This is a genomic window from Geminicoccus roseus DSM 18922 (assembly GCF_000427665.1).
In the GTDB taxonomy this organism is placed as follows: domain Bacteria; phylum Pseudomonadota; class Alphaproteobacteria; order Geminicoccales; family Geminicoccaceae; genus Geminicoccus; species Geminicoccus roseus.
Window position 1 is genome coordinate 4,573,173 of the sequence record NZ_KE386572.1, and the last position, 24,645, is coordinate 4,597,817.

General features: G+C 68.5%; 20 protein-coding genes and 2 tRNA genes. 15 read left to right on the forward strand and 7 right to left on the reverse strand.

The window, feature by feature from the left end:
- Position 1 precedes the first annotated feature (1 nt).
- Positions 2 to 1,120 carry a DUF1513 domain-containing protein gene (locus GEMRO_RS0122600; protein WP_027135825.1) on the forward strand — a complete coding sequence of 373 codons (1,119 nt, stop codon included), beginning with the start codon at positions 2 to 4 and terminating at the stop codon, positions 1,118 to 1,120.
- A gap of 68 nt (positions 1,121 to 1,188) precedes the next feature.
- Positions 1,189 to 1,533 (forward strand): winged helix-turn-helix domain-containing protein, encoded by a 345-nt coding sequence (locus tag GEMRO_RS0122605; RefSeq protein ID WP_027135826.1) that lies wholly within the window; start codon positions 1,189 to 1,191, stop codon positions 1,531 to 1,533.
- A 2-nt stretch (positions 1,534 to 1,535) separates the two neighbouring features.
- On the opposite strand, the gene GEMRO_RS0122610 is transcribed toward GEMRO_RS0122605, so the two are convergent.
- Positions 1,536 to 1,610 (reverse strand) — tRNA-Gly (locus tag GEMRO_RS0122610).
- Positions 1,611 to 1,777: 167 nt separating this feature from the next.
- On the opposite strand from GEMRO_RS0122610, the gene GEMRO_RS0122615 reads away from it, so the two are divergent.
- A tRNA-Lys gene (locus tag GEMRO_RS0122615) sits at positions 1,778 to 1,853 on the forward strand.
- A gap of 66 nt (positions 1,854 to 1,919) precedes the next feature.
- Here GEMRO_RS0122615 and GEMRO_RS0122620 read toward each other — a convergent pair.
- On the reverse strand, positions 1,920 to 2,327 hold the full coding sequence (locus GEMRO_RS0122620; RefSeq protein WP_035485842.1) for a YkvA family protein: 408 nt from the start codon (positions 2,325 to 2,327) through the stop codon (positions 1,920 to 1,922).
- A gap of 145 nt (positions 2,328 to 2,472) precedes the next feature.
- Between GEMRO_RS0122620 and GEMRO_RS0122625 the strand changes: the two genes are divergently transcribed.
- Together GEMRO_RS0122625 and GEMRO_RS0122630 are read left to right on the forward strand one after the other, a co-directional pair.
- Positions 2,473 to 2,709, forward strand: a complete 237-nt coding sequence (locus GEMRO_RS0122625) for a hypothetical protein (RefSeq protein WP_027135828.1) — start codon at positions 2,473 to 2,475, stop codon at positions 2,707 to 2,709.
- A gap of 120 nt (positions 2,710 to 2,829) precedes the next feature.
- The gene (locus tag GEMRO_RS0122630; protein ID WP_027135829.1) at positions 2,830 to 3,321 is read left to right on the forward strand and encodes a YidB family protein; all 492 of its coding nucleotides are present in this window, start codon (positions 2,830 to 2,832) and stop codon (positions 3,319 to 3,321) included.
- An 81-nt stretch (positions 3,322 to 3,402) separates the two neighbouring features.
- Here the strand turns inward: GEMRO_RS0122630 and uvsE are convergent, their stop codons facing one another.
- Positions 3,403 to 4,452 (reverse strand): UV DNA damage repair endonuclease UvsE, encoded by a 1,050-nt coding sequence (gene uvsE, locus GEMRO_RS0122635; protein ID WP_027135830.1) that lies wholly within the window; start codon positions 4,450 to 4,452, stop codon positions 3,403 to 3,405.
- 170 nt (positions 4,453 to 4,622) lie between these two features.
- Here uvsE and GEMRO_RS0122640 point away from each other — a divergent pair, with 170 nt between their 5' ends.
- The 7 genes from GEMRO_RS0122640 (at position 4,623) to araD (ending at position 12,306) form a co-directional block, all read left to right on the forward strand.
- Positions 4,623 to 5,093, forward strand: coding sequence for a cupin domain-containing protein (locus tag GEMRO_RS0122640; protein ID WP_027135831.1), 471 nt, complete (start codon positions 4,623 to 4,625; stop codon positions 5,091 to 5,093).
- Between the two features lie 178 nt (positions 5,094 to 5,271).
- Positions 5,272 to 6,285, forward strand: a complete 1,014-nt coding sequence (gene cysP / locus GEMRO_RS0122645) for a thiosulfate ABC transporter substrate-binding protein CysP (protein ID WP_051329678.1) — start codon at positions 5,272 to 5,274, stop codon at positions 6,283 to 6,285.
- A 27-nt stretch (positions 6,286 to 6,312) separates the two neighbouring features.
- Positions 6,313 to 7,134 (forward strand): sulfate ABC transporter permease subunit CysT, encoded by an 822-nt coding sequence (cysT, locus tag GEMRO_RS0122650; protein WP_027135833.1) that lies wholly within the window; start codon positions 6,313 to 6,315, stop codon positions 7,132 to 7,134.
- Positions 7,135 to 7,137: 3 nt separating this feature from the next.
- On the forward strand, positions 7,138 to 7,986 hold the full coding sequence (gene cysW, locus GEMRO_RS0122655; protein WP_027135834.1) for a sulfate ABC transporter permease subunit CysW: 849 nt from the start codon (positions 7,138 to 7,140) through the stop codon (positions 7,984 to 7,986).
- Positions 7,987 to 8,005: 19 nt separating this feature from the next.
- Complete coding sequence (locus tag GEMRO_RS0122660) at positions 8,006 to 9,007, forward strand: ornithine cyclodeaminase family protein (protein WP_027135835.1); 1,002 nt, start codon at positions 8,006 to 8,008, stop codon at positions 9,005 to 9,007.
- Positions 9,004 to 10,476, forward strand: a complete 1,473-nt coding sequence (locus GEMRO_RS0122665; RefSeq protein ID WP_027135836.1) for an HAL/PAL/TAL family ammonia-lyase — start codon at positions 9,004 to 9,006, stop codon at positions 10,474 to 10,476. Before GEMRO_RS0122660 ends, GEMRO_RS0122665 begins: the two co-directional genes overlap by 4 nt.
- 108 nt (positions 10,477 to 10,584) lie before the next feature.
- Positions 10,585 to 12,306, forward strand: a complete 1,722-nt coding sequence (gene araD, locus GEMRO_RS0122670) for an L-arabinonate dehydratase (protein WP_027135837.1) — start codon at positions 10,585 to 10,587, stop codon at positions 12,304 to 12,306.
- A gap of 60 nt (positions 12,307 to 12,366) precedes the next feature.
- Here the strand turns inward: araD and GEMRO_RS0122675 are convergent, their stop codons facing one another.
- From GEMRO_RS0122675 to GEMRO_RS0122685, 3 genes are all read right to left on the reverse strand, one after another.
- Entirely contained in the window at positions 12,367 to 14,559 is a 2,193-nt protein-coding gene (locus tag GEMRO_RS0122675; RefSeq protein ID WP_157505706.1) for an alpha/beta hydrolase, read from the reverse strand.
- 165 nt (positions 14,560 to 14,724) lie between these two features.
- A complete protein-coding gene (gene betC, locus GEMRO_RS0122680) occupies positions 14,725 to 16,236 on the reverse strand; it encodes a choline-sulfatase (RefSeq protein ID WP_027135839.1) in 1,512 nt (503 codons plus the stop codon).
- A gap of 495 nt (positions 16,237 to 16,731) precedes the next feature.
- A complete protein-coding gene (locus tag GEMRO_RS0122685; RefSeq protein WP_157505707.1) occupies positions 16,732 to 17,205 on the reverse strand; it encodes a hypothetical protein in 474 nt (157 codons plus the stop codon).
- 402 nt (positions 17,206 to 17,607) lie between these two features.
- On the opposite strand from GEMRO_RS0122685, the gene GEMRO_RS31290 reads away from it, so the two are divergent.
- Complete coding sequence (locus tag GEMRO_RS31290) at positions 17,608 to 18,294, forward strand: DUF502 domain-containing protein (protein WP_035485845.1); 687 nt, start codon at positions 17,608 to 17,610, stop codon at positions 18,292 to 18,294.
- Here GEMRO_RS31290 and recG read toward each other — a convergent pair.
- The gene (gene recG / locus GEMRO_RS0122695) at positions 18,244 to 20,349 is read right to left on the reverse strand and encodes an ATP-dependent DNA helicase RecG (protein WP_051329679.1); all 2,106 of its coding nucleotides are present in this window, start codon (positions 20,347 to 20,349) and stop codon (positions 18,244 to 18,246) included. The genes GEMRO_RS31290 and recG overlap by 51 nt on opposite strands.
- Before the next feature lie 71 nt (positions 20,350 to 20,420).
- Between recG and GEMRO_RS0122700 the strand changes: the two genes are divergently transcribed.
- Together GEMRO_RS0122700 and mfd are read left to right on the forward strand one after the other, a co-directional pair.
- Positions 20,421 to 20,687 carry a succinate dehydrogenase assembly factor 2 gene (locus GEMRO_RS0122700; protein ID WP_027135842.1) on the forward strand — a complete coding sequence of 89 codons (267 nt, stop codon included), beginning with the start codon at positions 20,421 to 20,423 and terminating at the stop codon, positions 20,685 to 20,687.
- Between the two features lie 4 nt (positions 20,688 to 20,691).
- Positions 20,692 to 24,183, forward strand: coding sequence for a transcription-repair coupling factor (gene mfd / locus GEMRO_RS0122705; protein WP_051329376.1), 3,492 nt, complete (start codon positions 20,692 to 20,694; stop codon positions 24,181 to 24,183).
- Positions 24,184 to 24,645 lie beyond the last annotated feature (462 nt).

Consider the following 24,645-nt stretch of genomic DNA (forward strand, 5'->3'; position numbering starts at 1 on the left):
CATGGACCAGGCACGCCGCTCGACCCTGGCCATGCTGGCCGGCCTGCCGTTCGCCGACCCGGTGCTCGCCATGGCGGCGGCGACCGACCATGGCGGTGCGGCGCCCCGCTGGCTCGGCTGCCGCACCGAGCCATTGGCCGGCGACGGTGCTGCCGGGATCAGGCCCGATGGCAGGAGCCCGTTCGCGATGCCGCTGCCGGCGCGCGGGCACAGCTTCGCCGTGCATCCGTCCCGCGACCTGGCGGTGGTGTTCGCCAGGCGGCCGGGCGTGTTCGCGGTGGCGTTCGACACGGTCACCGGCGAGCGGCTGGCCGTGTTCGAGGCGGAGGAGGGGCGTCATTTCGCCGGCCACGGCACCTTCAGCCCGAACGGCCGCCTGCTGCTCTCCGCGGAGAACAAGTTCGACACAGGCGACGGCGTTTTGGGCGTCTATGACGTCGAGGACGGCTTTCGCAAGCTGGCCGAGCTGCCGGCCCACGGGATCGGGCCCCACGACGTCGCGGTGATGCCGGACGGCAAGACCCTGGCGGTGGCGGTGGGCGGGATCCTGACCCACCCGCAGAGCAAGCGGCTGAAGCTGAACCTGGACACGATGCAGCCCTCCCTGGCGCTGATGGAAATGGAATCGGGCCGGCTGGTCGAGCAGTTCCCCCTGGAGGGCCAGCTGCACCAGCTGTCGCTTCGGCATCTCTCGGTCAACGAGCGGGGCGAGGTGGCCTGCGCCTGCCAGTTCCAGGGCGATCCGGAGGCCGCGGTGCCGCTGGTGGCGATCCTGGGGGATGGCAGCCTTCGCCTGGCCGACGGCTTCCGGCGCCGGGCGGCCGAACTGCACCAGTACACCGGCAGCATCACCTACGACACGAGCGGCGACTGGCTGGCGGTCTCCTGCCCGAAGGCCGACCGGATCCTGATCCTGGACCGGCAGGGCGAGATCCACCACGAGGTCGCGGTGGTGGACGGCTGCGGCGTGGCGGCGGAGGGGCAGCCCGGGCGCTTTGTCGCCAGCGGCGGCACCGGCCGGCTGGTCTCCATCGACGCCCGGACCGGCCAGGCGACGCAGCTTGTCAGCGAGCCGCTGGCCTGGGACAACCATCTGGTGCCCCTGCACCTGCGCGGCTGAGCGCTCGGCGGTTCGCAATCCTTCTCCGTCCGTGCAGGATCAGCGCGCGGGAACGGAGGGGGAAGAGCGTGCAGGCAGCCATCAGCGTCCGGATCGACTTTCCGGAGGGCAGGCGGATCGGCCCGGGCAAGGTCCGGCTCCTGGAAACGATCGACGAAGCCGGCTCGATCAGCGCCGCCGGCCGTGCCATGGGCATGTCCTACAAGCGCGCCTGGTCGCTGGTCGACGAGCTGAACCGGATGTTCACCGAGCCCCTGGTGGCGTCGCGCCATGGCGGCGCCCAGGGAGGTGGGGCCGAACTGACGCCGTTTGGGCGCAGCGTGGTCGACGCCTACCGGTCGGTGGAAACGGAGGCCGGGCGAGCAACGGCGGCGGCGATGGCCGCCATTTCGGAGAAACTGGCGCAACGATGAACTGGAGCGGGTGAAGGGAATCGAACCCTCGACACGCAGCTTGGGAAGCTGCTGCTCTACCACTGAGCTACACCCGCGTTCGCCCCTGGATAGCCGTACGGCGCGATGGGCGCAATCTCCTCGACGCAGCATTGGACCGCCCTTCGGCGCGCGCTGGACCGGCTCCGACAATTCCTCCCGGAAAGATGCGACAGGGGTGTTGACGCCTCCGGCGCCTTCCCCTATCTCCCGGGCCACCGCCGGTGGGTGTATAGCTCAGTTGGTAGAGCAGCTGACTCTTAATCAGCGGGTCCACAGTTCGAGTCTGTGTACACCCACCAACCGGCGGTCTTCCTCTCTTTTCGATCCTGCGTCTGGCCGATGCTGTTCCGGCCGGATGATTGTCTTCAGCCGAAGACGAGGCCGGGCCAGATGGCCAGGAACACCAGGACCACCGCCAGGATCCAGGCAAGCACCACGAGGCCTGCCGCGAGCCGGCTGACCGGCCGCTCCGACCGTCGTTCAGCCTCGCGGCGGAACTCGTCCAGCAATTCGCGCGGGATCAGGCGCACCGCCAGCAGGATGGCGAGCGGGACCAGCACCAGGTCGTCGAGATAGCCCAGGACCGGGATGAAGTCGGGAATGAGGTCGATCGGCGAGAACGCATAGGCGGCGATTGCCACGCAGAGCCATTTCACCGGCCGGGCGACCCTCGGATCGCGTGCGGCGATCCACAGCGCCAGCACGTCCCGCCGGACATGGCGGGCCCAGGAGGCGGCTCGGTGCAGCCAGGCGGGACGGGGCAACGATCGCATCCAGAAAGTTCCTCGGCCGGCATGGCGTAGCATGTGCGCGCAAGCAGCGCGCGCTCGTCCGACCTCGGTGCGCCGTCCGCCGCCTGGCGATGGAGATCCTGTTCGGGCTCTTGATGTTCCTTGTTTGTTCTCATATCCTCGCGGCATGACGAACAGATCCGACATCGGTATCGCGGAACTGAGGGCGGTCGGCCGCGATCACCTGGTCCATGTGATCGCCCGGGTGCTGAACGGCAGCGCGCGATGGCCGCACCGCTCGACGCCGATGGCGGGCTACGACGTCGCGGAGAAGGTCGCCGACCAGCTGGAGGAATTCGGCTGGCAGGTGTTCCGGCCGCATGTGGAGCCGACATTGCCCAAGGAGCGCTGGCCCCGGCGCTAGGCTCTCGGCAGCTTTTCCTGCTCACGCCTGTTCCTGGTCGAGCATGGGTGCCCGGTCTATCTTTGGAACTATCGGGCAAGGGTGCGGTTGGTGCTGCGCTAGGCTGACAGGAGGACTGGAATGAGTCGCGGATTTCCATCGATGACGGCGCTCTTGGGGCTGCTCGCGGTGGCCGGCTACCAGCACCGGGACAAGCTGGCCGAGTTGCTCAGCGGGTCCGGGCAGGGCACGGCCGGCCGTGACGACCCGGCCGGTCGACCGGGTGGCGTGGGGACCTCCGCCCATCAGAGCGGCGGCCTTGGCGGGCTGCTCGGCAGTCTGGGGGGCATGCTCGGCGGCGCCTCGGGCGGCAACGTCCTGAATGGCGGGCTGGGCGAACTGGTCGAGCGCTTCAGGCAGAACGGCCATGGCGAGACGGCCGATTCCTGGGTGGCCCACGGGCCGAACCGGGAACTTCCACCGGACCAGCTGGAACGGGCCATCGGCGAGGATACGCTGGCGGATCTGTCCCGGCAGACCGGCCTGTCGCGTCAGGAACTGCTGGCGAGGCTCAGTCGCGAACTGCCGAACGCAGTCGACCAGTACACCCCCGACGGGCGCCTTCCGACCTGATCCCCGGGGCAGTGCCGCGGCTTGCCCGGCGGCACTGCCCGCAGCGCTTCCGGTGCTTTGTCAGGATCGCCGCTGGCAGGTTCAGGGTTCGGCCGGCCCGTCCTCGCCGGCCAGCAGGGCGCTTTCTTCCTCTTCCAGGAGGGCTGCGTTCTCCGTCGCCAGGCCGAAGCGCCCCGCCACGTCCGGGGCATAGCGCAGCAGGTCCAGGCGGAGACGGATCAGCGCCAGGTCCTTGACCTTGGCCTCCAGCATCACGTCGAACATCAGGCCGTCCGCCAGCCGCATGAAGCCGATGAACTCGAACGGCTGGCAGAAATCGGCATGGCCGGTCCAGACCGGCGCCAGGTTCACCGTCGTTGCCTTGCGGCTGCCGGGCCGGGTGCGCTGGATCTGGCGCATTTCCGTGCGCGGCGAGGAGAAATGCACCTTCGGGCGCACGTTTTCCGGCCAGGTCCGCAGGATCGCCTCCAGCGTCGGGCGCATCGGCCGTTCCTCGGGGTTCAGGCACAGGAAGTGCTGGTGGTCGAAGATCAGCCGGACGCCGGTATGCTCGTGGATCCACAGGATGTCGGCGGCCGAGAAGCGCAGGTCGTCATGTTCCAGGACGAGGCGGCGGCGCACCGGCTCCGGCAGGGTCTTCCAGGTCTCCACCCAGCGGGCAGCGCTCGCCTGCCGGTCGCCATAGGTGCCGCCCACATGGATCACCAGCACGGCTTCCGGGCCCAGTTCCATCAGGTCGAGCATCTCTGCCTGCGATGTCAGGTCCCAGACGCTCTTGGCGACCAGCTTGGGGTCAGGGCTGTTCAGCACGACGTATTGCGACGGATGGAAGGACAGGCGGATGTCCAGGTCGCGCGCCTTTTGCCCGATCGCCCGCAGTTCCGCGGCGCTTTCCTGGACCATGCCGTGAAACTGCGGCAGGTCGGGATGGGTCGCGTAGGGGGCCAGGTCCGACGACATCCGGTACATACGGATCCGGTGTCGCTGGAGATGGTCCAGGATCTGGTCGACCATCTCCAGCGACACCTTGAGGTGCGGGCCGCTGGCATGGCGGCGGGCGTCGTTGCTCTTCAGGTCGGGGCGCGCCATCACCTTGACGGGAAAGCCGAGCCGGGCGGTGGGCGTCGTCAATATCGGGCTCCTGGTCTGTGCATCCGCATGGCCCACCAACGCCCCGGCGGGCCGATCGCTCCGGCCAGGCCACGCGGCAGAGTTCCTGGCTGTACGATTGGCCGAGGCTTCATGGCTCCTCGGGAACAGCCTAGAACCGGCAGAGCGGGAACTCAGGGGGAGACGATTTTATGAGCGAGCAGGCGTCGCCGGACTGGCGGGAGAACGGGGTGCGGGTGGTGCCGGGCTCCAGCCTCGACAGCAACACCGCGCAGACACCCGGCATGGACCGGGCCGCCGCGATCAACTTCGCCCGGGTGGGGGCCCGGAAGATCTGGGCCGGCACGGTGACCATCCATCCCCATGCGAAGACCGGCGCCCACCATCATGGCGAACTGGAAAGCGTGATCTATGTCCTGCGGGGGCGGGCCCGGATGCGCTGGGGCGCGCAGCTGGAGTTCACCGCGGAGGCCGGGCCGGGCGACTTCATCTACGTGCCGCCCTTCGTCCCGCACCAGGAGATCAACGCCAGCGACACCGAGCCCCTGGAGTGCGTCCTGGTGCGCAGCGATCAGGAGGCGGTGGTGGTCAACCTGGACATTCCTGCGGTCGAGCAGCCGGAAACGGTGCCGTGGGTCGATCCGATCCACAAGGCACCCTGACAAGGTCCTCGCGCCTGGGAAGTGCTTAACCCTGGGTTCAGGATTTCCCGGTTGCGGACCCGGGGCAGCAATTGACATAATCGACCCGTAAACTGAATTAAATGACATTCGTCAAGATGTTCAATCCCCTGCCCGCGCTGGCGGGGCGGAGCGACGGATGCTGCAAGTGGACGGGACGATGAAGCGGCGCACCCTGGTCGGCACCATGCTGGCGGCACCCCTGGCGGCGGCGCTGCCTGGGATCGCACGGGCCGAGGTAGGCTCGATCCTCAATGCCTCCTACGACATCAGCCGCGAACTGTTCGCCGCGATCAACCCGGCCTTCGCCGAAGCCTGGAAGGCCCGGAGCGGCAGCGACATCACCATCGAGCAGTCCCATGGCGGCTCGTCCCGCCAGGCCCGCGCGGTGCTGGAAGGGCTGCAGGCCGACGTGGTGACCTTCAACCAGGAGGTCGACATCCAGATCCTGCACGACCGCGGCAACCTGATCCCGGCCGACTGGAAGCAGCGCTTCCCGCACGACAGCTCGGCGTACTATTCGCTGCCGGCGTTCCTGGTGCGGGCCGGCAACCCGAAGAACATCAAGGACTGGGACGACCTGGTCCAGGACGGCGTCCAGGTGCTGTTCCCCAACCCGCGCACCTCCGGCAACGCCCGCTACACCTATCTTGCCGCCTATGCCCACGCGCTGGACAAGAACGGCGGCGACGAGGCGGCCGCGGAAGAGTTCGCGGCCAGGCTGTTCGCCAATGTGCCGGTGTTTGACACGGGCGGGCGGGGCGCCACCACCACCTTCGTCGAGCGCGAGATCGGCGACGTGCTGATCACCTTCGAGGCCGAGGTGAACGGGATCCGCCGCGAGTATGGCGAGGACCGCTTCGAGGTGGTGATCCCGACCTCCAGCATCGAGGCGAACTTCCCGGCGACGGTGGTGGACGCCGTGGTCGACCAGCGCGGCTCCCGCGACGTGGCCACCGCCTATGTCGAGTTCCTGTACTCGCCCGAGGGGCAGACCATCCTGGCGGAGAACTACAACCGGGTGCGCGACGAGAAGGTGATCGCCCAGTTCGCCGACCGCTTCCCGCCGGTCCGCCTGTTCACCGTGGACGAGGTGTTCGGCGGCTGGGCGAAGGTCAACGAGGTCCACCTGGCCGAGGGTGGGGTGCTCGACCGGATCCTGGTCGGACGTTGAGGCCCAGATAGCAGCACGATGATTTCGGTGAAGAGAAGCGCCCTGCCGGGCTTCGGGCTCTCGCTCGGCCTGTCGCTGACCTATCTCGCGGTGATCGTGGTGCTGCCGCTGGCAGCCCTGGTGCTGAAGGCGGTGCAGCTGGGACCATCCGAGCTGCTCGCCATCATCACCGGGCCCCGCGCCCTGGCGAGCTACCGGGTCACGCTCACCATGGCGGCCGCCTCGACCCTGTTCAGCGGCCTGTACGGCCTGCTGCTCGCCTGGATCCTGGTCCGCTACGACTTTCCCGGCCGGCGTTTCCTGGACGCCCTGGTCGACCTGCCGTTCGCCCTGCCGACCGCTGTGGCCGGCTTGGCGCTGACCGCGCTGTTCGCCAAGAACGGCTGGTTCGGCAGCGTGCTGGAGCCGCTTGGCCTCCAGGTCGCCTACGCGCCGGCCGGCATCGCGGTGGCGATGGCGTTCACCAGCTTTCCGTTCGTGGTCCGCACCGTCCAGCCGGTCCTGGAGGATCTGGACCCGGACGCCGAGGAGGCCGGGCGGATGCTGGGGGCAGGGGATCTCTCGATCTTCTGGCGGGTGATCCTGCCCATGGTGCTGCCGGCCTGGATCGCCGGCTGCGCCTTAGGCTTCGCCCGTTCCCTGGGCGAGTTCGGGGCGGTCGTGTTCATCGCCGGCAACCTGCCTTACGAGACCGAGGTCACAGCATTGCTCGCCTTCATCCGCCTGGAGGAGTTCGACTATGCGGGGGCAGCCGGGCTTGCCTGCGTGATGCTGGCGGCGGCGTTCGTCATGCTGAGCGTCACCAACCTGCTGCAGGCCCGCTGGCTGCGCTTCACGGGCAAGGACTGATCCATGGCGATGGCACACCGGCCACGGGCGGTCGGCGATACCCCCTGGGTGCGCCGCACCCTGATCGGCGCCGGCCTGCTGCTCACCCTCCTGTTCCTGCTGGCGCCGGTGGCGGTGGTGTTCGTCCAGGCCTTTCAGGCCGGCCTTGCCGCCTATTTCAGCAACCTGGCCAGCCCCGACACCCTGCACGCGATCTGGCTCACCGTGCTGACTGCCGTCGTGGTCGTGCCGGTCAACGTCGTGTTCGGGATCGCGGCGGCCTGGGCGGTCACCCGCTTCGCGTTCCGGGGCAAGCGCCTCCTGGTGACGATCATCGAGCTGCCGTTCTCGATCTCGCCGATCGTGGCCGGCGTGATCTACCTGTTCCTGTACGGCGCCCAGGGCCTGCTCGGCCCATGGCTGCAGGAGCATGGAATCCGGATCATGTTCTCGATCCCGGCGATCATCCTGGTCAGCCTGTTCGTGACCAGCCCGTTCGTGGCGCGCGAGCTGATCGCCTTCATGCAGACCCAGAGCTCCGAGGACGAGGAGGCGGCCCGCTCGCTGGGCGCCAGCGCGTGGCAGATGTTCTGGCGGGTGACGCTGCCCAACATCCGCTGGGCGCTGCTCTACGGCGCGATCCTGTGCACCGCACGCAGCATCGGCGAGTTCGGCGCGGTGTCGGTGGTCTCCGGCAACATCCGCGGCCAGACCAACACGCTGCCGCTCCAGGTCGAGCTGCTCTACAACGACTACAACGCTGCCGGAGCCTTCGCCGCCGCCTCGGTTCTGGCGCTGATCGGCCTCGTCACCATTGTCATCAAGGCGCTGGTGGAGCAGTTCGGACCGGAGGCGCACGACCGGCGCGCCTGACCGGGAAAGGAATCCGAGCGTGGCGGAACTCTACATCACCTGGCTGAACGCGCTGGACGTGGAGCAGCTGGCGCTTACCGACGAGGAGATCATCGGCGCAGTGGAGGGCGGCCTGCGCGCCCAGGGGCGGGGCGAAACGGTGATCGAGCCGCGCATGCACCTGGTTCCCGACCCGGCGTTCAACGGGCACTTCAATGTCCTGCGCGGCTATGTGGCGCCGCTGGACCTGGCCGGCGTGAAGGTGGTCGGCGACTATGTCGACAACTATAAGCAGGGGCTCCCCTCCGAGTTCGGCATCCTCAACCTGTTCGACCCGCGCACCGGCCGGCCCGTCGCGATCCTGGACGCCACCGCGATCACCGAGATGCGCACCGGCGCGGTCACGGCGCTGGGTGGCAAGTACCTGGCTTCGCCCAAGTCCAAGGTGCTGGGTCATGTCGGCGCCCGCGGCACCTCATACTGGAATGTCCGCCTGCTCGACCGGCTCTACGATTTCGAGGAGATCCGGGTCCATTCCAGGCGCAAGGAAAGCCAGAATGCGTTTGCCGAGCGGCTGTCCCGGGATCTCGGCAAGAAAGTGGTCGCGGTCGACGACTGGCGCAGCTGCGTGGAGGGCGCCGACATCGTGGTCGAGGCGTCCCGGCTGAACGCGCCGGAGCCGATGCTGCGCACCGAGTGGATCAAGAAAGGCGCGCTGGTGATCCCCTACGGCACCATGAGCGCCGTCGAGCTGTCCCTTACCGACATCATGGACAAGATGGTGGTCGACGACTGGGGTCAGGCCCGGGCCGGCAAGCTCGGCGCCATGCGCGCCCATGTCGACAGCGGCCGGCTGTCGGAAACGACGCTGCATGCCGAACTCGGCCAGATCGTCGCCGGAACCAAGGCCGGCCGCGAGCGCGACGACGAGACCATCCTGTTCTGGCATCGCGGCCTGTCCTTGAGCGACATCGCGGTCGGCCACGCGCTGCTGGACAAGGCTGCCCGGCAGGGCATCGGCCAGCGGCTGCGCTACGCATGAACAGGATCCGTCTCGGCACCGGCACGGTCGCCGCATCCGACATCGTCGCCCTCGCCAGCGGCCAGGCACGTACGGAAGTGCTTCCCGACGTGATCGAACGGCTGCAGCAGGCGCGCTCCGCCCTGGATCAGGCCGCGGCGTCGGGCAGCCGGATCTACGGCATGAACACCGGCCTTGGCGCCAAGGTCGGGATCGACCTGGCGGAGGATCCGGCGGCGTTCCAGAACCAGCTGGTGCGCGGACGAGCGATCGGCGTGGGCGAACCCCTGCCGACCCGGGTGGTGCGGGCGATGATCGCAGCGCGCTGCGCCATGCTTGCCCAGGGCGGCTCCGGGATCTCCGTCCCGGTGTTCCAGGCCCTGTGCGCGCTGCTGGACAAGGATGTCCATCCAGTCGTGCCGGCGCGCGGCTCGATGGGCGCGAGCGATCTCGGCCTGCTCGCCCATGTCGCCCTGGTCCTGATCGGGGAAGGGCAGGCGGAACATCGCGGGGAGGTGCTTGCGGGGGCGGAGGCGCTTCGGCGGGCCGGACTTGCGCCGGTGGCGCTGGCGCCCAAGGACGGCCTGTCGCTCATCAGTTCGTCGGCGCATGCCGTGGGCCATGCCGCCCTGGCGGTCCAGGCTGCCTCCGCGCTGCTCGCCTGGCAGGAGGGAGCCGCGGCCCTGGCCTTTATCGGGATGCGCGGCAACGCCGCCATCTTCGACCCGCGCCTCCAGCTGGCTCGCCCGGCCGGCGGTCAGGTCGACGCCGCCGCACGGCTCCGGCAGCTCCTGGAGGGCAGTGCCGCTCCCGCTGCCAAGCTGCAGGATCCCCTGTCGTTCCGCTGTCTGGCGCCGGTGCTCGGCGCCGCTTCCGAAGCGATCCGCCGCGCACGCGACGAGGTCGAGGTCGAGCTGAACGCGGCGGCGGACAATCCGCTGGTGCTCTCCGCCGCGGGCACCGCGCTGTCGACCGGCAATTTCGCCAATCCTTCCCTGGCTCTTGCCTTCGAGAATCTCGGGCTGGCGCTGGCCCAGGCGGCGCAGTCGAGCATGGCCCGCTTCCTCCAACTGAGCGGAGGAGGACGGGCCGGACTGCCCGGCGCCCTCAGCAATGCCGGCGGCGCCGCGGCGGGATTCGTGCCGCTGCAGAAGACCGTCATGGCGCTGATGGCCGATATTCGCCGCCAAGCCGCCCCGGCGATGCTTGACTACTGGCCGATCGCCGAGGGCGTGGAGGACCATGCGACCCAGGCGCCGCTGGTGGTGGCCAAGACCGAGGCGATCGTGGCCGCCTGGCGGCATCTGGTCGCGATCGAACTGCTGGCGGCCGCCCAGGCGGTCGACCTCCAGGAAGGCTTAGCCCTGGCTGGGCCCCTGGACCCGCTGCACCAGGCCGTTCGCAGCCGGGTCCCGAAGCTGGAAGCCGACCGTCCGCTCGGACCGGATGCGCAGCTCCTCCACGACTGGATCGCCCAGGCGGGTTCCTGATCGGTCGGCTGCCGAGCGTTTGCACGAACGAACCCGACGTGGCCGGATTGACGAAGCGGCGTGCCAGGATCAGCCTCCGCCCGTTCGCCGGGAGGTTAGATCTTGTCTATGAAGCCTAGGAAGAAGCCGGAAGAGCTGCGCTCGCATCGCTGGTTCGGCGTGCACGACCTGCGCGCGTTCGGCCATCGCTCGCGCATGAAGCAGATGGGAAGGGATGCCGCCGACTATGCCGGCAAGCCGGTGATCGCGATCGTGAACACCTGGTCGGACATCAATCCCTGCCATTTCCACTTCAAGGAGCGGGTCGAGGACGTGAAGCGCGGCATCTTCCAGGCGGGCGGGTTCCCGCTGGAGCTGCCGGCGATCTCGCTGTCCGAGCCGTTCGTGAAGCCGTCCACCATGATGTACCGCAACTTCCTGGCCATGGAGACGGAGGAGCTGCTGCGCTCCCACCCGATCGACGGCGTGGTCCTGATGGGCGGCTGCGACAAGACCACGCCGGCCCTGCTGATGGGCGCGATCTCCATGGACCTTCCGGCGATCTACCTGCCGGCGGGGCCGATGCTGCGCGGCCATTGGGGCGGCAAGACCCTGGGATCGGGCTCGGACGTCTGGAAGTACTGGGCGGAACTGAAGGCCGGCAACATCACCGAGCAGGACTGGGAGGAAATGGAGAACGGCATCGCCCGTTCGTTCGGCACCTGCATGACCATGGGCACCGCCTCGACCATGACCGCGATCGCCGAGGCGATGGGCTTCTGCCTGCCGGGCGCCTCCTCGATCCCGGCCCCCGACAGCGGCCATGTCCGGATGAGCGCCGCCTGCGGCCGGCGGATTGTCGAGATGGTCTGGGAGGACCTGAAGCCGTCCGACATCGTGACCCCGGCCGCGGTCGACGATGCAATCCGCTGCCACATGGCGATGGGCGGTTCCACCAACGCGATGATCCACGTGATCGCGATGGCGCGCCGCGCCGGGGTTCAGCTGGATCTCGACCGCTTCGACCAGCTGGCTGGCGACGTGCCGGTCCTGGCCAACATCCGCCCGTCCGGCGCCCTGCTGATGGAGGACTTCTTCTACGCGGGCGGCCTGCGGGCCCTGCTCAAGCGCCTCCTGCCGGTCCTGGACGGCAGCTCGATGACCGTGAACGGCAAGACGCTGCGCGAGAATGTGGAGGATGCGCCGATCTGGAACGAGGACGTGATCCGTCCGCTGGACAACCCGGTGAAGAAGGAAGCCACCGCGATCCTGCGCGGCAACCTCTCGCCGTTCGGCTGCGTGATGAAGCCTTCGGCGGCGGAGCCGCATCTGCTCAAGCATCGCGGCCCGGCGCTGGCGTTCGAGGACTATGACCACATGGCGGCCGAGATCGACCGGGAGGACCTGGAGGTTACCGCCGACCATGTCATCGTGCTGAAGAACGCCGGGCCCATCGGCGCGCCGGGCATGCCGGAATGGGGGATGCTGCCGATCCCGCAGAAGCTGCTGCGCCAGGGTGTGCGCGACATGCTGCGGATCTCCGATGCCCGGATGAGCGGGACGTCCTATGGCGCCTGCATCCTGCACGTCTCGCCGGAAGCGGCGGTGGGGGGCGTGCTGGCGCTGGTGAAGACAGGCGACCTGATCGAGGTCGATGTCGAGGCACGTCGCCTGGAGCTTCTGGTCGACGAGGCCGAGCTGGAGCGCCGCCGCTCAGAGTGGAAGCCGCCCTACGTGCCGTCGCGCGGCTACTGGAACATGTTCGCCGCCCATATCCGCCAAGCGCATGAGGGCTGCGACTTCGACTTCCTGGAAGGCACCGAGCGGCTCCCGGAGCCGCCGATCCACTGAACAAGCGAACGCCCCGGCCAGGGATGTCCTGGCCGGGGCGCCGTACCTGAATGAGCCGTCCTACCGGACGTCGGCCTTGTTGAGGGGGCCGAACGACCAGGGCGTCTGGCTGGCCAGGCCCCGCAGGGTCACCGGTGCGCCGTCGGGCAGGGCCGCGAACCGCTCCTCGGTGATCCGGAAGCGGATCTGGTCGGTCCTGCCGGGCTGCACGAAGCTGCCGCCCTGGACCCGCAGCTTGCCGATCTGCAGGATCATGCCATTGCCGGTGACCGGGAAGGGCCGGTCCGAGCTCGCCACGATCTCGATCAGCGCGCGGGTGCGCCCCTCCTTGTCCTTGCCCTGGCTGCGCCGGAACTCGAGCTGCGTGTCGTCCTGCGCCGAGCCGGCCCGCACCAGCCCGGGTGCCGCGGCGGTGCTGCTGCGGCTGGCGGCCGCCTCGGCGGCGGCCACCGCCACCGTGCGGCGCGCAGGCTTGGGCTTCATGCCCCAGGGGAAGGTCGCGTGCGACCGGGACAGCCGGATGTCACCCAGATAGGCCACGCCCTTGGGCGTGCCGCCGAACGAGATCTCGATGGCCTTCATCCGGGTCCGGTCGATCCCCTGGAACGCCGAGGAGGGGATCCGCAGGGTGCTGAGCACCGGGTGGCGGATGAAGTAATAGTCCTCGTAGTCCACGCCCACCGGGGCGTAGATGCTGGCATAGGGGGCGATCGGCACGCGCGAGGAGCGCTTGCCGTCCGTGTCGATCAGCACGAGGTCGCCCTCGAGCATCGCGCCGTCCTTCATCGGCGGCGCCTCGAAGCAGTCGGGATCGTGCAGCGAGCCGCCGCAGCCGGCGGTCATCCGGATCTCGACGCTCGACCAGCCGGTCATGTCGATCGAGCGACCCGGCTTGGCCAGGGTCACCAGCACGCTGGAGGGCTTGCGGGACGAGGCATTCCGCCAGGAGAGCGCCAGGCCGCGCTTCTCGTGGTCGGGGATGGTGATCACCGCCGCCTTCATGCGGGTCAGCTTGTGCTCGATGCCCGCCTTGCTGCGCAGCTTGCTCTGCTCGAAGTCCTCGACCAGCCAGCTCCAGTCCGCGTCAGGCGTGGTCGACCAGCTCCGCTCCAGGCCGGTCAGGTCACGGAACGGCGCAGCCGGGTACCAGCTGCTGTCCAGGATCCGGGCGAACACCCGGTTGGCGTTGCGGCCGACCGTTGCCCGGAAGAAGCCCATCACCGGGTGCAGCGCGGTCTCGCGCTGGGCAGCCGAGCCACCGCTCATGTCGAACAGCGGCTTGTGGCCTACGCAGCCGCTGGCGTCCGATTCCTGCCACTCGGAATTGTAGTAGTTGTGGTTGGTGCCCCAGACCGCGAACGTCGCCTTCAGCGACTTGCGGCCTTCCTTGGTGGATTGCATGGCGCGCTCGAAGAAGCGCAGTCCCTGCAGGTCGGAAACGTCGCCGTCGCACATCGGCAGCAGCACGGCATAGGCGGTGTTGAGCGGCCGGGGCTGGCTTTCCTGGGCGTCGGTGGGCGCGATCGCGAACAGCCCGCGGATCATCGTGTTGGGCGGCAACCGCCGCGCCCATGGCTCGGACTGGTCGCCCAGCAGCTCATGGGCCGCCACGATCCCGTCGCCGCCGCGCGAGTGGCCGAACAGGCCGATATTGGCGAAGTCAAGCCGGCCGCGCAGGTCGATGCCCACCGATTTCGGGGTGCCGCCGGCACGGTCCCATTCGCCCAGCTTCTCGAGGTGGCGCAGGATCAGCCTGCCACGGCGCAGCACCAGGTAGGGGTCGTCGAAGGTGTCCGGTGCGGCGTTGACGCCGCGGTTCGCGTTGATCGACACGACCACATAGCCCCAGCCGGCCAGCCGCTCGGCGAGGTAGGCGAAGCCCAGATGGCTGGGCACCTGGACATAGCCCTTGGGGCACTTGCCGCTGTAGGTATAGCTGGTGTCGTCGTCCACCCGGATGCCGAGTTCGCGATCGAAATACCCGCAGGTCGAGTGGTTGCCGTGCAGAAACGCCAGCAGCGGGCGCGGCACGCTGACCGGAGCATTCTTCGGGTACCAGACGGCAGCCGCGAGATCGGTCTTGAACTCGTCTGACAATTCACGATCGAGCTTGGCCGGAAGGGCATAGCTGCCACGGCCGACGGCATACGGACCGGGCCGCGTCGGATCCGGCGCCGTCGCCGCATTGGCGGCGGAAGCTGAGAACAGAACAACGGCCACCAGCACCAGCCATCGTATCATTTGAACGGCCACGGCCGTTTCCCCCCGAGAAGCTGCACATCCATCGGTGAGGTATATGCAGCGGGACCTCTTTCAACGCGCGAGCTGATCGCTTTTTGCAGTGATCATGTCAAACAAGAGTTGGGCTGGCACCGATGAATTTCTGTCGAAGTTGATTCGAGGTTTTTCCTACACTTCCTAGCTGTCCGAAATGCGCGGCCAGCGCTTGTTCGCGTCGATATCGTCCAGCACCAGATGGCTGCGGACATAGGCCGAGCTGGCGTCGGTGACGGGCTGATGGTCCCAGGCGGTCCAGGCCCCCTTTCGCATCGCAGCATCGACCAGCCGGCGGCGCTTCTGACTGGCGATGACCTGCTCGCGGATCCGATGCGGGTCGAAGCGGGCCAGGAGCTCGTCCTGGAACCGGGCGACCGTGCCGGCATGGGCAGGATCGTCCGCCAGGTTCCGGCGCTCGTGCGGATCGGAGACGAGGTCGTAGAGCTGGTCCGGATCGGGCAAGGAGGCCACGAACTTCCATGGCCCCTGGCGGATCATGAACAAGGGCGCCACGGCGCCTTCGCCCAGATAGACGCCGATCGCCTCGTCATGGCCGCCGCGTCCGACGAGGTGCGGCACCAGCGATCGCCCGTCCAACGGCACGGAGCCGTCCAGCGTTCCGCCGGCGATCTCCACCAGCGTCGGCAGGAGATCGACCAGCGAGACAGCCTGTGCGACCCGGCGCGGCCCGAACAGAAACGGCGCATGCACCAGGAGCGGCAGCCTGGCCGACGGCTCGAACCAGCTCATCTTGTACCACAGCCCGCGCTCACCCAGCATGTCGCCGTGGTCCGAGGTCAGCAGGATCACGCTCCGCTCCAGCCGGCCGGTTTCCTCCAGCGTCTGCAGGAGCAGGCCGAGCTGATGGTCGACATAGGCGATCGAGGCGTAATAGCTCCGCCGCGCCCGCCGGATCATCTCGTCGGTGATCGGCATCTCGTCCATCGCCGAAACGTGGCGCAGCCGGGCCGAGTGAGGATCGAGCGGGACGTCATCGGCCCGGGTCACCGGCAGGTCGATCTCGTCCAGCGGGTAGAGGTCGACATATTCCGGCCGCTGCACGTAGGGATCGTGCGGATGGGTGAGCGAGACCATCATGAACAGGGGCCGCCCGTCCTCCGACCGCGCCACGTCGAACAGCTCACGCCGCGCGGCGTGGATCACCTCCTCGTCGTAGTCGAGCTGGTTGGTCCGAAACGCGGTGCCGGCGTCCCGGACATTGACCATGTTATGGTACCAAGACGGCCGCTTCTCCGGATGCTCCCAGTCCGGCGTCCAGCCATAGTCGGACGGGTAGATGTCGGTGGTCAGGCGCTTCTCGAACCCGTGCAGCTGATCCGGGCCGCAGAAATGGGTCTTGCCGGAGAGCACGGTGCGGTAGCCCAGCAGGCGCAGATGATGGGCGATGGTGGGCGTGTCGGCGGGGAAGTCCGAGGCATTGTCATAGGCTCCGATCCGCTGGGGCAACGCTCCTGCGAGCATCGAGAACCTTGAGGGCGAGCATAGCGGCGAGTTGCAGTAATTCGCCGAAAACACCACGCCTTCACCGGCAAGACGATCGATGTTCGGCGTCCGGACCAAGCTGTGACCATAGATCGGCAGCCATTGCGCGGCGAGCTGATCCACCTGGAACAGGATGATGTCCGGCGACATGGGCGTTCTTCCGGGAGCTGTCGGGAACGCCAGGATGGCACGCCGCCCTGGTCCGGCAAATGGCGCTCGAGCGGTCGCGGAATGGCCGCGCCCACTTGTCGCCCCATACCCCGACATTGGTTGGTCGCAGGGTCCGCCGCTCCCTGGGTCAGGCCGCACACAAGGCACGTTGTCGCCCCAGAAAGGCCAAGGTCATGGCAGGGCTGCTGCTGCGCCGGACATCCCCAGACTGGCGGCAGTGGCCGGCCAGGCGATGCTCAGGGCAGGGGTGCCACAGTTCCTGTGGACAATCCAAAGGCACCACCAGGGTCGCATCCGCGTCCATGGTGGCGCCTCGATCGGGATCGGTTCTGTGCACCCACCAAAGCGAGGTGCGACCGTCTGGTGCCAGAAGGCGGAGCGGAGCCGGGCGATCGGAGTTCAGGATCTAGGCCCGGAGGATGAAGGCTCCACCAGATCAAGTTGCCGGCAGGCCACGGCAACATGATTCCCGGATCAGCTCGCGACCCTGTGGTCGGCATGCATGTAAGCGTTCAGATCATCGAGAGCGCTGTCCAGCATGAACATGATCCGCGCCTCGCCATAATCGTAGAACACGTCGTTGGGGTCGGTGGAGACCTGCCGCCGCAGCCGCTCGACCGCCAGGCGGAACACGGTCTCGACCCCCTCGAGCGACTTGTGCCGAAAGGAGATCAGCTGGTTCTCGATCTCCTCGATCTGCTGGTCGATTCGTTCCATGGTCTGCTCGATCTCGCCGATTCCGTTCTGCTGCTCGGTGGCGGAGATCTCGGAGACCATCGTCTCGATCTCGCGGGCCGACATGCCTGCCAGCTTGAGAGGTTCGATCGTCCACTCCGGCAGAATGCTGCGCATGCGGTCCTGCCGCTCGGCAAGCTCATCGCGCTGGCGCTGCAAGTCGTTGATGCGACGCACCAGAAGCATGTTGTTCACGATCACGGTCATATGCATCCACCCCCGTCCAAAGACGCGCCGGTCTTCTATGATCTTTTGCATGTTCTTGATGTTGCTTCATGAAAATGATGTCAACAAAACGGTATTCTGACAAATAACGGCAGGTGTTGATCGAAATATCTCTAAAATTTGACGGATATACCTGAATAACCGTAGCAGCTCGACTAATCGGTTATGCAAACCATTGAAATTACGAGGTTATTCGGCAAGGGTCCTTCGCGGCTCACCTCATGCGCGAGCCCGGCAACCTCTCAAGTCGTGGCCTAGCTCCCGAGAAGCAAAATTCGAGGGTGGACGAGCACGGAAGTCTGAACGTATTTTTATCTCCATCACGCAGGTTTTGTTGCGCCAATGCCACAAGCCAACCGCGATTCGGGATCTGGAGCCAACCGCCTCACGATGCATCATTCCCGCCAGCCTCTCGGTGCGCGGCTTCGGAACTGGCTTCTCGCCGGGATGATCGTCACCGCACCGCTCCTGATCACTGCCTATGTCGTGTGGCAGGTGGTGGACTTCTTCGACGGCTGGATGAATTCCATCCTTCCGTCCCAATGGAATCCGGAAACGTACCTCCCGTTCAGTCTGCCCGGGGTCGGCCTGCTGATGGCGATGGCCATCCTGGTGCTGATCGGCTGGTCGACGGCCGGGTTGATCGGCCGGACCGTGGTACGGTGGGGGGAACTGCTGCTGGCGCGGATGCCGGTGGTGCGGTCGATCCATGCTACGCTCAAGCAGCTGTTCGAGACCCTGTTTGCCCAGCAGGCCAAGGCCTTCCGCGACGTGGTGATGGTGGAATTCCCCACCACCGGCCAGTGGTCGGTCGGGTTCATGACCGGCGAGGCCCCAGGCGCCCTGGTCGACGAACTCGAGGGGCCGCATGTGTCGGTGTTCGTGCCGCTCACCCCGAACCCGACCTCGGGCTTCATCATCTTCGTGCCGCGCAGCCGGATCAAGGTGCTGGCGATCACCGTCGACGAGGCCTTCAAGCTGATCCTGTCGTTCGGCATCGTCGGGGGCGGGCGGACGCCGCCGCCGTCACCCGCCATCGAGGAGCCCGAGAGCATCCGTACGCCGGAACAGGTGTAGCAGCAGGCGCAGCGCCCGGCCGCGCTCGCTGGCGAGGCCGGGATCGTCGGCCAGCGAGCGGCGGGCCGATGCCGCCGCCAGCGGCACCAGATCCGCATGCCGCTGCAGATCGGCCAGGCGCAGGTTCGGCACGCCGCTCTGGCGATCGCCCAGGATCTCGCCCGGGCCACGCAGCCGCAGGTCCTCCTCGGCCAGCACGAAGCCGTCATTGGTCGCGCGCAGCGCCGCGAGCCTGCTTTTCGCCGTGGCCGACAGAGGCGGCCGCCAGAGCAGGACGCAGGCGGAGGCGCCGCTGCCCCGGCCGACCCGGCCCCGCAGCTGGTGCAGTTGGGCCAGGCCGAACCGCTCGGCGGCCTCGATCACGATCAGGGTCGCCTCGGGCACGTCGACCCCGACCTCGATGACGGTGGTGGCGACCAGCAGCGGCGTCTCGCCCTGGGCAAACGCCCGCATCGCCAGATCCTTGGCATCGTCTTTCAGGCGGCCGTGCACGAAGCCGACCGCCCCGCCGAACATCGCCCGCAGCTCCTCGACCCGCGCCTCCACGGCGGCCTGATCCTCGCGCTCGCTGACCTCGACCAGCGGGCAGACCCAGTAGACCCGCTCCCCGCGGTCCAGGCGGCGCCGGACCGCCGAATAGATTTCCTCGATGCGGTCGACCGGCACGGCGGCGGTGGCGATCGGCTGGCGGCCGGGCGGCCGGTTCGCGATGATGCTGGTGGCGATGTCGCCATAGGCGCTCATCGCCGCGGTACGCGGGATCGGCGTCGCGGTCATCAGCAGCAGGTCGACGGCGTGGCCCTTGGAGCGCAGGGTCAGGCGCTGGCGCACCCCGAACCGGTGCTGCTCGTCGACCACCGCCAGCGCCAGGTCGGCGAAGACCGCATCGTCCTGCAGGAGCGCATGGGTGCCCACCACCAGGGCAGGCTCGCCAGAGCGGAGACGCTCCAGCAAGCGGGCGCGCTCCTTGCCCTTGATGCGGGCGGCCAGCAGCAAAGGCTGGATGCCCAGCGGCTCAAGCATCCGGGCGAGGCTGCGGGCATGCTGGGTCGCCAGCACCTCGGTCGGCGCCATCAGCGCGGCCTGATGGCCGGCCTCCAGCGCCGCCAGCATCGCCTGCACGGCGACCAGGGTCTTGCCGGCGCCGACATCGCCCTGCAGGAGGCGCAGCATGGCGCTGGGGGCGGCCATGTCCGCCAGGATCTCCGCCACCGCGGTCCGCTGCTCGCCGGTCGGCTCGAACGGCAGTGCTGCCAGCAGCCGCGCCTGCAGGGTGCCGTCGCCGCGGATCGACCGGCCGGCCGCCCGTTCCCGGCTGCGGCGCGCGATCAGGAGGCCCAGCTGGCCGGCCAGCAGCTCGTCCATCGCCAGCCGCGCCAGCGCCTTGTCGTCCGGGCCGGCATGGGCGGCCCGCAGCGCCTGGTCGAGCGGCGGCCAGCCGGCGGCGCGCAAAAGATCGGGCTCGTGCCATTCGGCGAGCGGCGCGAGCTTGGCCTGAGCCCGGCGCAGCAGGCCGCGGATGGTGCCTTGGTGCAGGCCGTCGCTGGACGGGTAGACCGCCAACGGCCGGCCCGCCTCCTCCGGCCGCAGCGTGTCGGGGTGCGCCATCTGCCAGCGCTCGGCAAAGCGCTGCAGCCGGCCCTGCACCACGCGCTCGGCGCCGAGCGGGAAGCGCTCCTCGATCATCCGCTGCACCGCGCCGAAGAACACGAGGTCGATGTCGCCGGCCGGTCCGGTCGCGGCCACCCGGAAGGGACGGTTCCCGGACGGGGGCGGGTGGTGGCCGGCGATCCGGACCAGGAGCGTGCGCGTACACCCCTCGTCCAGCGGCGTCAGCTCCATCGCCGGACAGGTGTCCAGGAAGGAGGCGGGCAGGTGGGTCAGCAGGTCGAGCACCACCGGATCGGCGCTGCCGAGCAGCCGTGCCAGGCGGCGCTCCAGGGCGGGGCCCACCCCCTGCAGGCCGCGCACCGGCGCGAACAGCGGCAGCAATGCCGCCGGCCGCTCGTGCGTCGGCGCGACGACGGCATGCGCGCCCTCCTTGGAACCGTCCATCATCTCCGCTAGACCGCTCGCCTCCGGCGCGTCACCCACTATGTCCACCCGCATCGTCCAAAGGCATGCGCATGACCGAGACGACCGAAGATCGCAAGAAGCGGCTGCACTACCAGAGCCATCACCGCGGCCAGGTGGAGAACGACCTGCTGCTCGGCCGATTCGCGCGACGGCATCTGGACAGACTGGAGGGCGAGCGGCTGGATGCCTATGAGAACCTGCTCGCCGAGGCGGACGTGGACATCTGGGCCTGGGTAACCGGCATGCAGCCTCTGCCGGCCCGGCACGACAACGAGGTCTTCGCGCTCCTGCGCGCGGAGGCCGAAGGGAAAAGCTGATCCGATGACGACCGCAACCGTGGCGCAAGCGCCTGCCTCCAGCGCCACGAAGCCGCGCCGGCTCCTGCTGGCCCGTGCGGCGGTCGGGCTGGATGCCCTGCATCTGGCCAGGCGGATCGCCAAGAACGGCGCCTCCACCATGTTCGTGGCGCGCGACGCCGAGCGTGCCGCGCAGTTCGCCGCCCAGTTCCGCTTCTTCGCGCCCTCGATCCAGATCCTGCCGTTCCCGGCCTGGGACTGCCTGCCCTACGACCGGATCTCGCCCAATGCCGGGATCATGGCGACACGGCTCGCCACGCTCGCGGCGCTGGGCGAGAAGGCCAGCTCGCGCCTGGTGCTGACCACGGTGAACGCGCTGACCCAGCGCGTGCCGGCACCGGAGACGGTGCGGGGCGGCCGGCTGGTCGCCAAGGCGGGCGGCCGGATCAAGCGCGACGACCTGGTGGTCCATCTGGAGCGCAACGGCTTCCGGCGGGCCGGCACCGTGGTGGAAGCCGGCGAGTACGCGGTGCGCGGCGGCCTGCTTGACCTTTGGCCGACCGGGCAGGCCGAGCCGGTCCGCCTGGACTTCTTCGGCTCGGTGCTGGAATCCATCCGCGGCTTCGACCCGCTCACCCAGCGCACCACCGACAAGCACCAGCAGGTCGTGCTGCAGGCGGTGAGCGAGGTCACCCTCGACGCCCAGTCGGTGGAGCGGTTCAAGACCGGCTACCTGCAGCGGTTCGGGGCGGTGACCGACGACCCCTTGCTGGAGGCGGTGGGCGCCGGCCGGCATTTCCCGGGCATGGAGCACTGGCTGCCGCTGTTCCACGACAAGCTGGTGTCGGTGTTCGACCATCTGGGCGAGGGCTGGACGGTCGCCTTCGACCACCATGCCGACGAGGCGATCGCGGCGCGGCAGGCGCTGGTGGGCGAGCATTACCGGGCGCGCCAGGAGCCGGCCCCCAAGGGCACCAGCTTCGGCACCACCGTCTACCGGCCGCTGCCGCCGGAACTGCTCTACCTGGACGAGACCAGCCTGCGCCGGCAGCTCGACCCGCTGCCGACCATCACCTTCTCGCCGGCCCCGCCGCCGGTGACCAAGCCCGAAGGGGTCGACCTGGTGGTCGATCTCGGCGCCAGGCCGGCGCGCGACTTCACCCAGGAGCGGCAGAACCGCGACATCAACCTGTTCCAGGCGATCGCCGACCATGTCCGCGACCTGACCAAGCAGGGCAAGGACCCGATCCTCGCCACCCACAGCGAAGGCTCGGCCGACCGGCTGAAGACCGTGCTGGGCGACCATGGGCTGCCGGGCCTGCCGGTGGTGCCGGACATGGCGCGCGCCCTGGCGCAGCCGGGTGCGAAACTCGCGGTGCTGCCGATCGAGCGCGGCTTTGTCACCACCGACATCGTGGTGCTGGGCGAGGTCGACCTGCTGGGCGACCGGCTGCAGCGCTCGGTGGCCAAGCGCAAGCGGGCCGACAAGTTCATCCAGGACCTCTCGGTCCTGTCCGAGGGCGACCATGTGGTCCATGCCGAGCACGGGATCGGCCGGTTCGAGGGGCTGATCACGCTCGAGGTCGGCGGGGCGCCCCATGACTGCCTGAAGGTGGTCTATGCCGGCGGCGACAAGCTGTTCGTGCCGGTGGAGAACCTGGAGATCCTGTCCCGCTACGGCCATGCCGACCAGGCGGTGCAGCTGGACAAGCTGGGCGGGGCCGGCTGGCAGTCGCGCAAGGCCAAGGTCAAGCAGCGGGTGCGCGAGGTCGCGCAGGAACTGCTGGCGATCGCCGCCCAGCGCGCCCTGCGCAAGGGACGGCCGCTGGAGGCGGCGCACGGCCTCTACGACGAGTTCGTGGCCCGGTTCCCCTACGAGGAGACCGAGGACCAGCTGAACGCCATCGAGGCGGTGCTGACCGACATGGCGAGCGGCCAGCCGATGGACCGGCTGATCTGCGGCGATGTCGGGTTCGGCAAGACCGAGGTGGCGCTGCGCGCGGCCTTCGTCGCGGCCGCGGCCGGCAAGCAGGTGGCGATGCTGGCGCCGACCACGCTCTTGGCGCGCCAGCACTACCGCGTGCTAACCGAGCGCTTCGCCGACCTGCCGATCCGGGTCGAGCAGCTTTCCCGCTTCGTGCCGGCCAAGGCACAAAAGCAGATCAAGACGGAGATGGCCGAGGGCAGGGTCGACATCGTGGTCGGCACCCACGCCCTGCTCGCCAAGGACGTGCAGTTCAAGGACCTGGGCCTGGTCGTCATCGACGAGGAGCAGCATTTCGGGGTGGTGCACAAGGAGCGGATGAAGCAGTTCCGCGCCGAGGTGCACGTCCTGACCATGACCGCCACCCCGATCCCGCGCACGCTGCAGATGGCGCTGGGCGGGATGAAGGACATGAGCGTGATCGCGACGCCGCCGGTCGACCGGCTGGCGGTGCGCAGCTTCGTGATGCCGACCGATCCGGTGGTGATCCGCGAGGCGCTGATGCGCGAGCATTACCGCGGCGGGCAGAGCTTCTATGTCTGCCCGCGGATCGCCGACCAGACCAAGCTCGCCGAGGACCTGCGCAAGCTGGTCCCGGAGCTGAAGGTCGGGATCGCGAATGGCCGGATGGCGCCCAAGGAGCTGGAGGCGGTCATGGGCCAGTTCTACGACCACCAGATCGACATCCTGCTGGCCACCAACATCGTGGAGAGCGGGCTGGACATCCCGTCGGCGAACACCCTGATCGTGCACCGCGCCGACCTGTTCGGCCTCTCGCAGCTCTACCAGCTGCGCGGCCGGGTCGGCCGCTCCAAGCTGCGCGGCTACACCTACCTGACCACGCCCGACAAGCAGCTGGCCGAGACCGCGGAGCGGCGGCTGAACGTGATCCAGTCCCTGGAAGGGCTGGGCGCGGGCTTCCAGCTGGCCAGCCACGACCTGGACATCCGGGGGGCCGGCAACCTGCTGGGCGACGAGCAGTCCGGCCACGTCAAGGAGGTCGGCTTCGAGCTGTACAACTCGATGCTGGAAGAGGCGATCGCGGCGGCCAAGGCCGGGGCCGAGGGCCAGGAGGAGGCGGTCGACTGGACGCCGCAGATCACCGTGGACGCGGCGGCGCTGATGCCGGAGAGCTGGATCGGCGATGTCGACCTGCGCCTGGCCATGTACCGGCGGCTGGCCTCGCTCACCGAGCGGGAGGAGATCGACAGCTTCGCCGCGGAACTGGTCGACAGGTTCGGCAAGCTGCCGGAGGAGACCGAGAACCTGCTCTCGATCATCGCGGTCAAGCAGCTGTGCAAGAAGGCCAACGTGGCCAAGCTCGACGCCGGTCCCAAGGGCATCGTGCTCAGCCTGCACCAGAACCGGTTCCCGCAGCCGGAGCGGCTAATCGGCCTGATCGCCGAGAGCAAGGGCCAGATGAAGGTCCGGCCGGATCACAAGATCCTGTACCTGCAGGAGACCAAGAGCCCGGCCGACCGGCTGCGGGTGGCCAACAAGCTGATGGACCAGCTGGCGCGGCTGGCGGCCTGAGGGAGGGCGCCGGCAGGCGCCCATGCGCCGCTCGGGTTCGTTCGTGCAAAAACACGACGGGACGTTGGCCGGTGCTGCCTGGGCGGGACGCGGCTCTCGGGTTCGTTTGTGCAGCTCGGTGATCGGCAGGCGGCACGCCGGGGAGAACCGGGGCTCGGGTTCGTTCGTGCAAAAACGGCGGGACGCCGGCCGGCGCTGCCCGGGCGGGACGCGGTTCTCGGGTCCGTTCGTGCAAATCGGTGATCGGCAGGCGGCACGCCGGGGAGAACCGAGGCTTGGGTTCGTTCGTGCAAAAACATTGGGACGTTGGCCGGTGCTGCCCGGGCGGGAAGCGGTTCTCGGGTTCGTTTGTGCAGATCGGCGGACGGGCGTGAGTGATGCGCCCTTCCGGGTGCCGGAGAGGCGGAAGACGCTTTGGTGGTTCGGCGGCAAGGGGCATCGGGACCATGACCTCTTCGGAGG

Excerpts from the sequence above, each read along its gene's own strand:
- GEMRO_RS0122600 (WP_027135825.1), top strand. The coding sequence starts at position 2 with ATGGACCAGGCACGCCGCTCGACCCTGGCCATGCTGGCCGGCCTGCCG.
- GEMRO_RS0122620 (WP_035485842.1), bottom strand. The coding sequence starts at position 2,327 with ATGCGATCGTTGCCCCGTCCCGCCTGGCTGCACCGAGCCGCCTCCTGG.
- GEMRO_RS0122625 (WP_027135828.1), top strand. The coding sequence starts at position 2,473 with ATGACGAACAGATCCGACATCGGTATCGCGGAACTGAGGGCGGTCGGC.
- GEMRO_RS0122630 (WP_027135829.1), top strand. The coding sequence starts at position 2,830 with ATGAGTCGCGGATTTCCATCGATGACGGCGCTCTTGGGGCTGCTCGCG.
- GEMRO_RS0122640 (WP_027135831.1), top strand. The coding sequence starts at position 4,623 with ATGAGCGAGCAGGCGTCGCCGGACTGGCGGGAGAACGGGGTGCGGGTG.
- cysP (WP_051329678.1), top strand. The coding sequence starts at position 5,272 with ATGAAGCGGCGCACCCTGGTCGGCACCATGCTGGCGGCACCCCTGGCG.
- cysW (WP_027135834.1), top strand. The coding sequence starts at position 7,138 with ATGGCGATGGCACACCGGCCACGGGCGGTCGGCGATACCCCCTGGGTG.
- GEMRO_RS0122665 (WP_027135836.1), top strand. The coding sequence starts at position 9,004 with ATGAACAGGATCCGTCTCGGCACCGGCACGGTCGCCGCATCCGACATC.
- araD (WP_027135837.1), top strand. The coding sequence starts at position 10,585 with ATGAAGCCTAGGAAGAAGCCGGAAGAGCTGCGCTCGCATCGCTGGTTC.
- betC (WP_027135839.1), bottom strand. The coding sequence starts at position 16,236 with ATGTCGCCGGACATCATCCTGTTCCAGGTGGATCAGCTCGCCGCGCAA.
- GEMRO_RS0122685 (WP_157505707.1), bottom strand. The coding sequence starts at position 17,205 with ATGCATATGACCGTGATCGTGAACAACATGCTTCTGGTGCGTCGCATC.
- GEMRO_RS31290 (WP_035485845.1), top strand. The coding sequence starts at position 17,608 with ATGCATCATTCCCGCCAGCCTCTCGGTGCGCGGCTTCGGAACTGGCTT.
- recG (WP_051329679.1), bottom strand. The coding sequence starts at position 20,349 with ATGGACGGTTCCAAGGAGGGCGCGCATGCCGTCGTCGCGCCGACGCAC.
- GEMRO_RS0122700 (WP_027135842.1), top strand. The coding sequence starts at position 20,421 with ATGACCGAGACGACCGAAGATCGCAAGAAGCGGCTGCACTACCAGAGC.
- mfd (WP_051329376.1), top strand. The coding sequence starts at position 20,692 with ATGACGACCGCAACCGTGGCGCAAGCGCCTGCCTCCAGCGCCACGAAG.